This window comes from Cognaticolwellia mytili (assembly GCF_002104475.1).
GTDB lineage: Bacteria > Pseudomonadota > Gammaproteobacteria > Enterobacterales > Alteromonadaceae > Cognaticolwellia > Cognaticolwellia mytili.
Map to the genome: position 1 here is coordinate 136573 of NZ_NBOF01000004.1, position 15158 is coordinate 151730.

The following is a 15158-nucleotide window of genomic DNA, read 5'->3' on the forward strand; positions in this document are numbered from 1 at the left end:
TTATATCCCCTTATGTTAAATGTTGTACACTAAGTTATTAACTAAATAATAACTTATAAAATCTACGGAATTCATTATGAAAAAACTTATCGTGCTATTAACTATTTCAACTTTAAGCACTTCTGTACTTGCACAAGAAACAAGCTGGCTAGATAGTTTGAAAAACTTGGTTGGTTTAGGTGAAACTAAAGAGCAAAGCGTAGACGCTAATGCTTCAGCAATGCCAAGCACTGATGGTTTAGTTGATATGTTAACAGGTTCATTAGATGTTAATAGTGATCAAGCGTCTGGTGGCATGGGGGCTATTTTAAATTATGTTAAAAATAATGTTTCTGCAGAGCAATTTGGCCAACTTGCTAAATCATTACCTGGCGTAGAAGGCCTTGTTGGTCAAATGCCTGATATTAGCAAGCTTAGCTCTGGCGAAGGCTTAGGTGGATTGCTTGATAAAGCGTCAGAGTATAGCGATTCATTAAAATCAATTAATGACGTAAAAAAACAATTTGAAGCATTAGGTTTAAAACCAGAAATGATCAGCAGCTTTATTTCTAGCGCTCAAAGCTACTTAGATACTGAGCAAGGCCAACAAGCTAAACAAGTTTTGACCGACGGTTTAGGTAAATTATTGGGTTAATTTCGCCTTTGTGTTAACTAATCGTTTTTATAAGATTACTTAGTTAGCTATTAACTTAATTCGAAAGCACGCTGTGGTAAATTATTTTTACTACAGGGTGCTTTTTCATTTTATACACAGTAACAAAACTTATTAGATGAAATGCAAAAAGGAAATAATGATGTTAAGACGGCGTTTTATAAAAAACCTTGCAGGTTATAGCTCCATTTCTATTTTAGGTGGCTGTTCAGCTACTTCGTTTTCAAGGGCTTTACTATCTGACCCACTAAGCCAGCAGAGCCCAGCTAGTAAGTCTAAACGACTTTATGTCGATGGTTTGTCATTTATTCCTGAAGATGTTTTAGATGTGAAAGCATCACAAGTTGATAGTTATATCGCGGATATCTCTGCCATTGAAGAAGTACAACTAGCTGATGGTAGTGTAAATTATAAACGTACTTATCAGGCTTGCATGAAAAGTATCAAAGAAAAAAGGGCACAAATGTTGGCGAGCCCCAATATTTATCAAATAGCGGAAACGGGTAGTGATATTCTTGTTGCGAAAGCAGATGATAAATGCGCGGTTTTTTTTCAAATTCAAGGGGCTGATTGTGTAGAAGGTAGTCTTGAACAAGTTGACGAATTTCATCAGCTTGGTTTAAGAGTGTTACAGCTAACCCATCATTATAATAATTTATATGCCGGCGGCGCACTAAGTCTTGAACAAAAAGGGTTAAGCCAACAAGGTTTAGCGTTAATTGATAAGTTAGAAAGCAAAAAGATGCTGATTGACTTATCACATTCAAGTGCTGTCAGTGCTGAAAATACGTTAGCAAGGGCAAAAGGACCTATAGTTCAAACACATGGGGCGGCTCGAGCAATTATTAATAACGCTCGCTGTACACCTGATCATATTTTAAAAGGCATTGCTGATAGCGGCGGTGTATTTGGCGTGTTTATGATGTCGTGGTGGTTAACTAATGACAAAACTCCAAGGCCTGAACATTATATAAATCACTTAAAGCATGTGCGCAATGTTGCGGGTATTGATGCCGTAGCCATCGCTAACGATTACCCGTTACGTGGTCATGAAAATGCCTTAGCATCAGGCAATAATAATGCCGTTGCTATTCAAGGTTATGATAGCTGGTGGCAAGGTTTAGGTAAAAAAGGCGTGTTAGGTTTTGATCAAGATGTTAGTCATATTGTTATTCCTGAGTTAAATCATATTAAACGCATGCGTTCAATTGAGTATCAACTATTAAAAGCGAAATTTACCCATACAGAAATAGACAAAATTATGGGGAAGAATTGGCAGCGGGTTTTGGTTGACGTTTTGGGCTAGATGGAACGTTTTCTCAAAAAGTCTTCGTCTTTATAGGTTTGGTTTCGTCTTACAGGTTATTCCTATAGGAGATTAGATTTTATGAAATTTGAAGAAAAGAAAAGTGCAGCACAAAATAGCTTTATTCGTAATAGCCAATCAATGCTAAAAAATATTTTTGGCACCACAGACGTTACACCGTTTTGGATAGCAGATATGGATTTTACAATCGCTGAGCCAATTCAAAAAGAATTACAACGACTTGTTGAGCGTAACCAGTATGCCTATGAGTCTGACACTTGCGGTGTTTTTGAAGCCATCACCAATTGGTATCAGCGCCGACATAACTTAACTTTAAACGTTGAACATTTTGTACAAGTGCCTGGTGTCCTTGCTGGTATTGCTTTGCTCATTCGTGAACTTACAGAAAAAGGTGATGGGGTTTTGATCCAAACGCCTGCATATCATCAGTTTTCAAAAGTTATCAGTAGTGCTGGCCGCGAAGTGGTAAAAAGCCCATTGCAATTAGTGAACGGTAATTATGAAGTTGATTATGATGACTTGGCACAAAAGTTAAGTGCTGAGCATGTGAAAGTGATGATACTTTGTAATCCACATAACCCCGTTGGTCGAGTTTTGCGGAAAAGTGAAGTTGAAAAAATACAGGCAATAGCTGAGAAGTATGACGTTACCATTATCAGTGACGAAATTCATGCTGATATTATTCACAGTGGAAATCGATTCAATAGTCTAATGGCATCTGGCGCTAATAAACATGTTGCTATGATTGGTTCTCCTGCAAAAACCTTTGGCATGCAAAGTATTTCAAACGGTTATATTTATACGGAAAATCAAGAAATATTCGATACTATGCGTAATCTAACGCGATCACTATACCTTGACCACGGTAATGCGCTAACAACTTTTGCCACCATCGCGGCCTTTAACCATGGTGATAGCTGGCTTGATGAGTTGTTGCAATATTTACAAGAAAGCATTTCTTGGATAACGTTATTCTTATCAGAGCAATTACCCAGTGTAACCATGACGCCAGTTGAAGGTACTTATCAAATTTGGTTAGACTTTTCGGGCCTTGGCTTTTCAAATAATGGTTTAATAACGTTATTTGCTGACGCTGGCTTTGCCTTATCTCCGGGTAGCTGGTTTGATGATGATGCTGGTCAATTTGCTCGAATGAATATTGCAGCGCCTAAAGTCGATATTGAAAATGCCTTCAAAAGGCTGAAAGAAACCATTCTTTCGTCGACGGGGCAGTATTCGGCGTGTAGTGGTGCGTCTTCGTCAGGCGGCTGTTGCTAAGTGACTCTGGTTTGTACGCTTAAAGTTAAGTTATTATAAAGTTAATCTAAAGTGATACTGGGCAGTAATTACTGAGTCAATATAGTAATTACTGAGTCAATATAGTAATTACTGCTTGCGCATATAAAACTATTTTAACTGATTGATTTTTTATTTCCTTATAGTAAATAACTGAAGTAACTATATAAAAAGGGTTTAACTTTTGACGAAAATTTCAGCAATGTGTAATGTTTTAATTACTTTTACCATTATTCTCTTTAGTGGCTGCGCTTCCGTAACTCAAAATCACAACGAACTGCTTCAAATCGTTGGAGACTACTTTAATGTGTATTCTCAACGCGATGACTTTAAACGTTTCATGTCTTTTTACGCTGATAATGCACAATTTGAAGATATTATCTATGGTGCTAGCTTTGAAACTAAACAAGAAATCAAAGAATTTTTAGACTGGGAGCGAGGTGAGTTTTCTGTTCCATCAGACGAGCGAATTTTAACGATCACAACACAAGTACTAGAAGGGAATACCGCAATAACACAAGGCTTTTTCCATGAATTTAACTACGATGGAAAAAAACTGGGCCCATGGCTATTTGTCATTATTCAAGAGTTTAATCCCCAGAACAAAATTATTAAGCAAACAGATTGGATTAATTATACACCTAAAGAGGATTTTTTAGGGGGGGAGAATATGAATAATGTGCTAATTAATAAGTAGTTACATCCAAGCTAGCGCTTAAAACTGAACTGTTAAAGGCTTGTTCAATTTAGCTTTATTTAAGGAAATTTATTAGCTGTATTATCTCTTTCGCTAAGGTGAAAAAATGAATTCTGATTACTAGCTCACGATTAAGCTGCTAATTTATATTAGCAGTAAAAGTTATGATAAATAACATTGCTTTAAATGATAATATTCATCGTTGTTGGTACTAAAGTAGCATTCTCCTATCATTAGATTTTCGACAAGATTAACCTCTTATATTTAACCTTATAGCGATGTCATTTCTATGCTTAATTTATCTAGAATACTAATGTTGATGGCTTTTTCATTAATATTGTTTAGTCAAAGTACATTGGCAAATTTTACCAAACTATTAAATTTTGACAGCAACCCAGGTGAGTTAACTGCAAGCTATTTCCCCGATAATAGTAATAATAAGAACCTTGTTGTTTTACTACATGGTTGTGTGCAATCAGGGGAGGCTCTAGCGAAGCAAAGTGGTTTTCTTGGACTAGCCGAAACATATGATTTCTCATTGTTAGTACCGCAACAAAGCCAGAGTAATAATATTAAAAATTGTTTTAATTGGTTTTCAGAACAAGATACTAATAAAAATAGCGGTGAAACGCTTTCAATCGTTAATATGATCACGGCTTTAAAGCAAAGGCAATTAGCTGATAATGTTTATATTGTTGGCCTATCTGCTGGCGGTGCGATGGTAAGTAGCTTATTGGTTCATTATCCTGACTTATTTACCGCAGGTGCGGTGATTGCTGGTATTCCATACCCTTGTGCTAATAGCTTGATTAAAGCCATTTCGTGTATGCGTCAAGGACCGCCACAGTCAGCTAGCGAGCTAGTAAAGGAAATCAATGAATTGATATCAAACCGTAAAAAATTGCCGTCGCTATCGGTCTGGACTGGCGATGTGGACAATGTTGTTAACCCGTTAAATGCAGAACGGCTGGCCAACAGTTGGGGTATGATAATAAGCCCGGACGCCACTCCCGTAAAAACATTTCAGCAAGGTTATCAACGTACGCAATGGCGTGATGATCAAGGAAAACCTCAGGTTGAGCTAGTTGAAATAGCAAATCTTGGCCACGGTATTCCCGTCAATTCATCAGAAAAAAATGGAGGCAAACAGGGCGATTTTTTACTGGAAGCACCCGTTAGTGCCGCAAAAAGCATTATTGATTTTTGGCAAATCAACAAATAAATAATAATAAAATGATTTTATAATGCCTTAAAATCAATCTGTTAGAGGTGTTTTTGGTTGGTATGGTACTATAGTAGAAATTATCTTTAAAATAAATTGCTATAGAGTTTTACCCATACCAATAAGTTCGTCAGCTGCTAAATAAGCAAGCCAATAATAATTAAAGAATATGGGGAATAACATGAAATATGCAATTAAGCTCAGTACCGTCGCATTGGCTGTCGCCAGTGCAATAACTAGCCCGATAACGATAGCAGAAGAAAAAGAGGCAGGTTTAGAGGTTATTGAGGTTACCGCACGTAAAACTGTTGAAAGCCTGCAGCAAGTACCTGTAGCAGTAACATCAATTAGCGCTGATGAGCTTAATGAAAAAGGCATTGAAGTGCTTACCGAAATTCAGCAATTCTCTCCAAATACAACACTTCAGCGCAGCCGCGGCACTAATTCGACTATTACCGCTTTTATACGTGGTGTTGGTCAACAAGACCCTCTTTGGGGCTACGAACCTGGTGTTGGCATTTATATTGATGATGTTTATATGGCACGACCACAAGGTGCAGTGCTTGATTTATTAGACATTGAGCGAGTTGAAGTGTTGCGTGGCCCGCAGGGAACCTTGTATGGCAAAAATACTATCGGTGGCGCGATTAAATACGTGACTAAAGAAATGTCAGGTGATGCAGAGCTAAATTTACAAGGTACTATAGGGAGTTATAACCAACGTGATGTAAAGTTAACAGGGCAGTATCCGGTTATTGCCGATAAGCTTTATGTTGGCTTTGGGTACGCGAACTTACAACGTGACGGTTATGGCGAATTTCTCCAATCAGATCTTTCAGGTCAAGATAAAGAGAACTATAACAAAGACGTAGTATCAGCGCGATTGTCAGTTGAATATCATCCAACTGACGCACTGTCATTAAAATTAAAATGGGATAAAACTGAAGATAAGTCGAACTCAAAGGGGGGCTACCGCTTATTACCCAGTATTCTAACCGATGCGCCAGTGCCAGATAGTGTTTATGATTCATACACCAGCTTGCCTACTTGGAATAAGGTTGAAGTGGAGGGCGTTAGTTTTACCGCGAATTGGGATGTTAATGATACAACAAGCTTGAAGTACGTATTCTCTGATCGAGAAAGCTACTCGCCAACCAATATTGATTTTGACAATACCGCATTACGTATTTTTGATGTGCCAGCAATTTATGATGATGAACAAACTACACATGAAATTCAGTTAAATAATAGCGGTGATAATTACACCTTTGTTTCTGGATTGTATTTTTATGACGGTGACTCTTGTGGACAGTTTGAAGCAATTTTAGAAGTACTAGGGCAAGGTGCCTTTGGCGCGCCTGGTTTAACTCGGGAAGTTAGTGGTTGTAATAACTCAACCAGTAAAGCGGCCTACGCACAGTTAAGTTACGATTTCACGGAGAAGTGGTCACTGACTGCAGGTGCTCGTTATACCAAAGATGAGAAAACCGCTAAAGTTAACAACGGCTTAATCTTTGATACCGTATACCCAGAGTCGGGCTGGATAGATGGCTATATTCGTCCAGACGGTGATTTAGTGCCAACGGTATTAGATGATAAAGAAGATTGGTCTAAATTTACCCCACGTATCGGCGTAGAGTATCAAGCCAATGATGATGTGATGTTTTTTGCAAGTTTTTCTCAAGGATTTAAGTCAGGCACGTTTAATCCACGTGCATCAACCGCAGAGCCAGCAGTAAAACCAGAAGATGTTAACTCATATGAAATTGGTGTTAAAAGCCAGTGGTTAGAAGATAAGCTCCGCGCCAACGTAACTTTATTCTCACTTGATCATAAAAATAGGCAATATATTTCAGTGTTGCCTGGCGATACCGCGGCCGATCTTAATCAACGTTTAGGTAATATAGGTACCTCAGATGCGAACGGTATTGAAGCGGAATTCACCTATTTAGCAACAGAAAATTTGATGTTGTCAGCAAGTTTTGGTTACATTGATACTGACTTTAAAGAAGTTATTGATACTGACCCCGCAACAGGGGAGTCATTTGATAAGTCGGATCGTTTTACTATTTCTAATACCCCAGAATATACCTTTAATCTTGGCGCGAATTACACCATAGAGTCATCGGTTGGAGATTTTATTGTTAATGCTAATTATTATTACCGTGATGATTATGTGTTATTTGAAGAAGATAGCCTGTTAACACAAGATGGTTATGGTATCGCCAATTTAAGTCTTAATTGGTATAGCATTGAAGGCGATTGGAGCGCAGGTTTGCATATTAAAAACTTAGCTGATGAAGAATATATGGTTGGTGGTTATCAATTTGTCGCACCATTGGATGATGGTGGTTACGCTCCGGGATTAGGTGGTGACAATACGCTAATTGCTTACTATGGCGATCCAAGAACGGTTTCACTAACCATAGGTTATCAATTTTAAAACGTAAATTTACCGTTTGATAAATGAATAGGTATAAAATGAAAGAGCTGGCGAGTGTCAGCTCTTTTTCTCATAATAGGCACTCGATAAAAGTTATTGGAGGTTATCATGACAAATTCTGTGGCGATTGAGCCTAAAGTTATCATCGCGGATGATCATCCGTTATTTCGCACGGCACTAAAGCAAGCAATTGTTGAGTGTATTGATGATACTAATACTTTAGAAGCGGAAAGTTTTTCAGAGCTTTTGACTATGATTGAGCAAACACCATCGCTTGAAATTGTCTTTCTTGATTTGCATATGCCAGGCAATAATGGTTTTACCGGTTTAACGCAGTTACAAAACCATTATCCTGATTTAGTGGTGATTATGGTGTCCTCTGATGACAATAGTGACACTATGCAAAAAGCGGTTAATTTTGGTGCTGCCGCCTTTATTCCAAAATCAGCTGATTTAACAGTGATTGGCTTAGCCATTGATACCGTGCTCGATGGGGAGATTTGGTTACCTGAAAACATTGAAGCTAACATAGATGAGCAGCAAGTTATTGCGCATCAAAAGCTTGCTAAGCAGTTAGCGCAATTAACGCCGCAGCAATATATCGTTTTAACACAAATTGCTGATGGTCAGCTTAATAAACAAATTGCCTATGATTTAGACATCAAAGAAACCACAGTGAAAAAACATGTGTCGGCAATACTATTAAAGTTAGAGGTTAATAATCGCACTTTGGCGGGTTTAGCTTATCAAGAGCTAATGCTAGCAAGTGCAGAGAACCCACAAACTAGCCAAGCAATGGAAGCGTAAGCTATTTTTATCTTATGCTAATAATTGCCGTATAGTGCGCTTTAGCGCTAAGGCTTTTACTGGCTTACGCAAAAATTGAAAATTTGCGTCGCTGGTATGTTGTCTAACGAGTTCTGAAGGATCGGCAGAGCAAATAACACAGGGCACTTGCCAATTGAATTTAGCAAATAAATTTTGCAATAAATCGACACCATTTTTATCATCATCTAAGTGATAATCAGCAACAATAAACGCTGGTTTTATTGCTGAAATTTTAAGTTTACTTTCCGCACTAACCTGATCTTTTGCTGTGACAACTGTAAAGCCCCAATCTTTCAATTGTGATGCCATCGCGGTTAACATCAAGCTGTCGTTGTCGATAACTAAAATTGGCTCCGATAACGGGTTAAATCGCTCAGGTTGTATTTCACTGCTAACCTCTCGTGGTTTCTGATAAGTATTAATTTCTGCTGCACCGCGTGGTACATCAATCATAAAAACAGTACCTTTGCCTTCAATTGAGCGTAATGATATTTGCAAACCGAGTAACTTAGCGATGCGCTCAGAAATGGCTAAGCCAAGGCCTAAGCCGGGTACTTCTCGGTTTTGTTCTAAGCGCTCAAATTCCTGAAATATCCGTTGTTGATGACTGGGTGCTATACCAGGACCATTGTCCCACACTTGGATACGAAGATGATGTTTTAGCTGCCTGACACCAAGTAGAATTTTATTCTTTTGTTGTGCTTTGCTGGCATTTTTGTCATTACAATAATGTACGGCATTTGATAAAAAGTTTTGAATGATACGACGCAACATACGTTTGTCGGTGTTGACATAATGCTTGCTTTCAACATAATGAAATAAAATCTGCTCTTGTTCAGCGAGTAAGGTAAATTCATTTTTTAATGGTGTTAGCAGTTCATTGATGGCAAAGTCTTTGTTATCGACTGACAGTGATGTGCCGTCTAATCGCGATATTTCAACTAAATCAGACAGTAACGCTTCGACCACATTGAGTGAATCATCAATGTGGTTAGCTAGGTCCGCTAATTCGTCATTTTTTACTTTCTTTTTTAGCATTGAGGTAAATAATGATAAGGCATTAAACGGCTGCATTAAGTCATGACTCGCTGCTGCTAAAAATCGCGTTTTACTACTGTTTGCCGCTTCAGCTTCCGCTTTGGCCTGTTGCAATTGTTCTGTGCGTTGTGCGACTCTTTTTTCTAAGCTTTCATTTGCTTGTTGTAGTGCTTTTTCTGCTTCAATATGAGCTGTAATATCGGAAAAAGTACTAACAAAACCACCTGCTGGCATCGGTTGTCCACGTATTTCTAAGACAACTCCGTTGGGCATCGTACGTTGAAAATGATGTCTGTTGCCTTGGCGCATATGTTCAAGACGACGGGCAACAATATTATGTGCTTCATCACCTTTAATTACGCCCTGGTCAATATTGTAATGGATCAACTCCTCAATCGGTTTGCCTGCATTAACTAAGCCCTCAGGATAATTAAGTAAATGAATATAGCGTTGGTTCCAGGCAACAACGCGCATATCAGCATCAACAACACATATGCCTTGTTCAATATTCTCAACACCCGATTGCAACAATTCACGATTAAAACGAAACATTTGGTTGGCTTCATCAACAATACTGACCACATCTTCCAATGGCACATCGTCTGAGGTGGAAGCTGCTTTCATCACCATTCTAGTTGAGGCAGAGCCTAATACGCCTGAAAGTTGAATACGGGTATATTCAATGAGTTTATGGTGTCTGTTGTCAGTCTTATTCGTATGCTGACTTTCTGTGTTTTTCGTGTAACTTAGAAAATCGTCAGCGGCGTCTTGGTCGATAAAGCGCAGCAATAAGCTATATAAATCATCTATGCTTAAATCGCGCTCAAATTGGCGTTGGCTTTTGTTAACAAATAATTCTGCTTGCAGCTTTTCACCAACGCTGCGATGGCCAAGTGTGGAAATTGAAAAATAGCAGAGCACATTTGCCAATAAACTCAGGAAAACGCCGTGACTCACGGCATCAAAGGCGGTAATGCCAAATAGCGAGGTTGGTTTGAGCCAAAGTAGTCCAAAAGCACCATTTTCTAACCAAGTAGCTTCTGGCATTAACGCTGGGATAATGGCGGGTAATAATAGGGTGTAGAACCACATTAGACTACCAACAATTAAGCCAATAAAAGCGCCTTTTGTTGTTGCTTTTCGCCAGTATAGTGCGCCTATTGTTGCTGGTGCTATTTGTGCTAACAACACAAAAGAGAGTAAGCCAATACTGGCAAGGTGATTCTGCTGATCGAGTATCCTCTCGAAGGCAAAAGCTAACAGGAGAATTACCGCGATAGATATACGTCTTAAATTAACAAAAACCTTTGATAACTGGCGGCTTGGTTGCCGTTGAAATAAGCGTAATTTTAAAATGGCAGGGGTTAATAATTCTGTTGAAATGACCGTGCTTAAGACAATAGCAGCAACGATTACCATACTTGTAGCCGCTGCTAAGCCACCAACAAAAACTAATACGCCAAGCCAAGCTTGTTGATAGAAAAGAGGAATAGTTAAAACATAAGTATCTGCATCAACACTACCTCCCGGAAAGGTTAGTTGTCCCGCAATGGCAATGGGCAGTACAAAAATATTTATCAGTAATAAATAGCCAGGATACAGCCAACGAGCACTTTTTAGCTCTTGTTGATGATGGTTTTCTATCATCATCATATGAAACTGTTGCGGTAAGATAAAGACCGTGATGGCGCCAAGAGTAGCTTGTGCAATCGCCAAATAGAATGAATTACTGCCAGTTAATGTGTCGGTTGCTTTCCCTAAATTTTGCTGTTGAGTCAGTAAGTCATTAAAACCGTCAAAAATAAAGAAAGTGGCGAATATACCTATAGCTGTTAGCGCTAATAATTTTACTACTGAGCTAAAGGCAATCGCTAACACTAAGCCCTGATTTTGCTTACTGGCGGCAATTTGTCGGGTGCCGAATAAAATACTAAAGACGATTAGAACTGTAGTGACAATAAATGCGGTACTGATACCTGATTGGTATGTTCCGGTGAGTAAATCAAAGCTTGTACTAATGGCTCTAAGTTGTAAGGCAATATAAGGAATAGTCCCCACTAATGCTATTAGTGCAACGGTTGCAGCAATTTTGGGGGATCGGTCGTAACGAAAAGCAATAAAATCAGCAATTGAAGTTAAATTTTGCTGCTTAACTATTTTTAGTATTTTAAGTAGCATTGGCCAAGCCAGCACTAAACATAAAATAGTGCCAATATATATCGGTGCTAACCATGCACCAGTGGTGGCAGCTTGACCAACTGTGCCGTAAAAAGCCCAAGAGGTACAACTGACACCAAGAGATAAACTATAAATCCACGGCTTGCTTTTCCAGTGCTTTATTGACTGGTTCTCACCCCAATAGGCAACAACAAATAGTGTCGCCAAATAGGCGATAGCAATAAATGAAATAAACCATGTATCGAGAGAGAGCCAAGCTAACAAATAAAGTCCTATATGTTAAATACTGAAAGTTAATTGAATCTAAGTTCTTTAACTAAAATAACAGCATACCATTTATTGGCTAGCTCAGTAGTGAACTAAGGTAGTAGTTATTTGCTAATCGTCATACGTTAATCTATCTGCTGTTTGTTGCCAAGGTTAGATAGAGAAATATGAGAATAAATAACAAGTACTTGATAGAAGCATTAGTTTTTACAAGTTATGTATTATTTGCCATGGCCTGGGTCGGCGGCGCAGCCAGTATGGCGCAAATAATGGCATCATTAAATATAGAAAGTTTAGCGGCGGCAAGCTTTATAAGTGGCGCAGTGACTATTGCTAAAATTGTAGGTACTTTCGTCGCGGCTTGGGTTGCAATAAAGCTAGGCGTTAAATACGCATTTTTCTTATCCAGTGTATTGATTGTTATCGGTATTTTTACACCTTATGCCGCCAACTATGAATGGCTATTGATCAGTCGTTTTTTAATGGGACTAGGTGGCGCTTTTATGATTGTTTACTTCAATCCTATTGTTATGCGTTGGTTTGAAGTGAGTGAACGCCCCATTATTAACGGCTTAAATGCCGTTGCTTTTAATGTCGGCACCGCTATTATTCTTTGGTTTATGCCAACAATTAATGTTGTGACTGGGAGTTGGCAGAACAGTTTGATTTTGTTTTCTATCGCTAGCATTGTGGTGGCATTAGCTTGGCTTCTTGTTGAATTTACGCCAGAGAATTCAGATAGAACGAATAGCAACATTGCTTTAGATAACTACTCTTATATCGATGGTTTAAAAGATAAATTTAATTGGGCTTATGGTTTAACCTATTCAGGCTTGTTGGCATTTTATATATGTTTATTTACCTTTTATCCAAAGGCAGGCATTAGTCAAAGTAAATGGGTGATAGGTTTTGGCATTATTGGCACCTTAGCTGGAATTGTTTACAGCAAAAAAATTTCAGCTAGATTGCCCGTTATTCGTTGGTCAGGCGTAGTTATTGTGCTAACAATCGCGGGTTTATCCTTTAGTCAGTCAACATTAGTACAAACCATTTCAGCGATGATATTAGGTTTTTTTATCTTCTTTCCTATCACTGCGTTAGTTTCTATTCCACATGAATTACCCAATATGACAGGGCAACGAGTCACGGTTGTTTTTAGTTTGTTCTATTCAATTAGCTACTTAGTTTCTACCTTCATTTTGTGGTGGTTTGGAAATTTAGTTGATAGCAATAACGGCAGTTACACTCAAGCTTTTACATTAATTACTATTTTAAGCTCAAGCTTTTTTATCGGCAGTTTTTTCTTACCTGAAACTGGAAATAAAAACATTAATACAAGGATGAAACCATGCGAGGAATAGTCAGTGAAAAGCTAAGCGAGTTTATTGAACAAGTTAATATTGCAGCTTCAGATGCTCGTGCTAACAACGTCAATTATTCACCCGAGTTAGTGCGAGCCAACTTAAACAAGTTGTCGGCGTTTCTTGATCCAGGCCCAGAGCTTGAATTTGTTGAAGATCGTGTGCTAGTGACTGCTAGCCACAATATTAAAGTGCGTATGTATAGTCCGGCAATAGCTGAAAAGTTACCGGTTGTTTTGCACTTTCATGGTGGCGGCCACATGTGTGGCGGTATTGATTTATACGATCCTATTAGTCGAAAAGTAGCGAAGCAAGGCCACTGCATTGTTATCTGTGTTGATTATCGTCTTGCGCCAGAGCACCCATTCCCGGCAGGTATAGATGACTGCGAGCATGTTTTGTTAAACTATCAAGAAGTTTTACAAGGCTTAAATTTCTCTGGACAAGTTTATACTTTAGGGGACAGTGCAGGGGGGGCAATTTGTAGTACGCTTGCTATGCGCTCAAGCCATAACAGGGCAATAAAAATTGATAAGCAAATTTTAATCTACCCGAGTGTTGACTACACCATGCGTTTGCCATCGGTTGATGAAAATGGCAGTGGTTTCTTATTGGAAAAACCACGTATTCAATGGTATTTCGATAATTACTTCCAAAATAATGAATCACGAATAGATGCTTCTCCATTATATAATTTGCACAATAATTTACCTAAAACTTTAGTGTTAACGGCAGGCTGTGATCCGCTAAGGGATGAAGGTGTTGCCTATGTTAATTCACTACGTGAATTGGGTGTTGATGTTGTACATCACCAGTTTGACCATATGATCCACGCTTATATGTTGCTTGAAAGCATGGTGAAAAGTGAATGTCAGCAAAGTTACAAAATTATCGCTGATTATATTCAAAGCTAAATAAAACAGAATCTTCAAGAAACACTTTCATAAATTGGCTATACCGATAACGTTGCCGGTATAGCTAAAACTATCTCCTTGCTATTACCGTTTTTTAATTGATCAAGTCGAACTGTTTAGTCGCAGTGTATGTTTGTAGGCCAAAATGTCCTAATGCATAGCTGTAGCTAGCATCTTCGTTGCTTATTTGACTTGAGTGAATACCACCAACCGTGCAAACACCACTGCCGCAGATAACTTGATCACTCCAACTTTTAATTGAGTAAACACGACTAGCGATAGTTTTTCCGTCTAACCAGTCTAAAAATGGGCTCGAGACAGACAGGCCGTTTACCCCGCAGGTGGGTGTAGAAAAATTCCAAGGGTATACGCCGCATGTCCACAATCCTCGATATGCGCCAGCTATACCTACAAAGGCATCAACATTGGAATTTTCATTTAATTTGATAACTTGTTGTGCAGCTAGTGTGACGCCCATTGAATGGCCAATAATGTCAATTTTTCCAGTGCAGGAGTTAGCTATTGCATCGGTAATCGCATTTCTTACAGGCGCTTCTTCCGAGCCACTGTGATTATTACTGCTAGCGAAAGCGCTACCCCAAGACGGACGGTAGATATTATTACTTTGGTAACCGTTAGTTATGAGTTTATCGTAGGTATTGTCCCAATCAGAGGGGGAGCCGGCATTGCCATGAACTAAAACAACATTATCAACACAGGCGGCGTAGGCATATGCTTGTGCGAAAATAAGTGTGAGTGAGCCAAGTAGCTTGCTAAGTTTAGTCGTTAGTGGATTTTTCATGATGACCTTCTTATTATTGCTAAGTTAATTTTTTGTTCGATTATTAAACAGAACTAACTGTAATCAAGAAGGCTCGAAAAAGAAGTGCTACCTTAGTGCTACTACCCTTTATCAACTGCGGCTAAAATAATAA

General features: G+C 38.7%; 11 protein-coding genes. 9 read left to right on the forward strand and 2 right to left on the reverse strand.

Annotated features, from left to right (window positions below):
• Positions 1–76: 76 nt before the first annotated feature.
• From B7C41_RS14140 to B7C41_RS14170, 7 genes are all read left to right on the forward strand, one after another.
• Positions 77–634 (forward strand): DUF2780 domain-containing protein, encoded by a 558-nt coding sequence (locus tag B7C41_RS14140; RefSeq protein ID WP_085299580.1) that lies wholly within the window; start codon positions 77–79, stop codon positions 632–634.
• 157 nt (positions 635–791) lie between these two features.
• The gene (locus B7C41_RS14145; protein WP_143764404.1) at positions 792–1958 is read left to right on the forward strand and encodes a membrane dipeptidase; all 1167 of its coding nucleotides are present in this window, start codon (positions 792–794) and stop codon (positions 1956–1958) included.
• A gap of 81 nt (positions 1959–2039) precedes the next feature.
• Positions 2040–3257, forward strand: coding sequence for a MalY/PatB family protein (locus tag B7C41_RS14150; RefSeq protein WP_085299582.1), 1218 nt, complete (start codon positions 2040–2042; stop codon positions 3255–3257).
• Positions 3258–3459: 202 nt separating this feature from the next.
• Positions 3460–3972 carry a nuclear transport factor 2-like protein gene (locus tag B7C41_RS14155; RefSeq protein ID WP_235839725.1) on the forward strand — a complete coding sequence of 171 codons (513 nt, stop codon included), beginning with the start codon at positions 3460–3462 and terminating at the stop codon, positions 3970–3972.
• A 319-nt stretch (positions 3973–4291) separates the two neighbouring features.
• A complete protein-coding gene (locus B7C41_RS14160) occupies positions 4292–5194 on the forward strand; it encodes an extracellular catalytic domain type 1 short-chain-length polyhydroxyalkanoate depolymerase (protein WP_235839726.1) in 903 nt (300 codons plus the stop codon).
• A gap of 181 nt (positions 5195–5375) precedes the next feature.
• Positions 5376–7637 (forward strand): TonB-dependent receptor, encoded by a 2262-nt coding sequence (locus B7C41_RS14165; protein ID WP_085299584.1) that lies wholly within the window; start codon positions 5376–5378, stop codon positions 7635–7637.
• 108 nt (positions 7638–7745) lie between these two features.
• A complete protein-coding gene (locus B7C41_RS14170) occupies positions 7746–8444 on the forward strand; it encodes a response regulator transcription factor (RefSeq protein ID WP_085299585.1) in 699 nt (232 codons plus the stop codon).
• Between the two features lie 12 nt (positions 8445–8456).
• On the opposite strand, the gene B7C41_RS14175 is transcribed toward B7C41_RS14170, so the two are convergent.
• The gene (locus tag B7C41_RS14175; protein WP_085299586.1) at positions 8457–11945 is read right to left on the reverse strand and encodes a PAS domain-containing hybrid sensor histidine kinase/response regulator; all 3489 of its coding nucleotides are present in this window, start codon (positions 11943–11945) and stop codon (positions 8457–8459) included.
• A gap of 170 nt (positions 11946–12115) precedes the next feature.
• On the opposite strand from B7C41_RS14175, the gene B7C41_RS14180 reads away from it, so the two are divergent.
• Together B7C41_RS14180 and B7C41_RS14185 are read left to right on the forward strand one after the other, a co-directional pair.
• Complete coding sequence (locus tag B7C41_RS14180; protein ID WP_085299587.1) at positions 12116–13309, forward strand: MFS transporter; 1194 nt, start codon at positions 12116–12118, stop codon at positions 13307–13309.
• Positions 13297–14223 (forward strand): alpha/beta hydrolase, encoded by a 927-nt coding sequence (locus tag B7C41_RS14185; protein WP_085299588.1) that lies wholly within the window; start codon positions 13297–13299, stop codon positions 14221–14223. Before B7C41_RS14180 ends, B7C41_RS14185 begins: the two co-directional genes overlap by 13 nt.
• A gap of 94 nt (positions 14224–14317) precedes the next feature.
• On the opposite strand, the gene B7C41_RS14190 is transcribed toward B7C41_RS14185, so the two are convergent.
• Positions 14318–15025: an alpha/beta fold hydrolase gene (locus B7C41_RS14190; protein WP_085299589.1), complete on the reverse strand. Its 708-nt coding sequence runs from the start codon at positions 15023–15025 to the stop codon at positions 14318–14320.
• Positions 15026–15158: the final 133 nt, after the last annotated feature.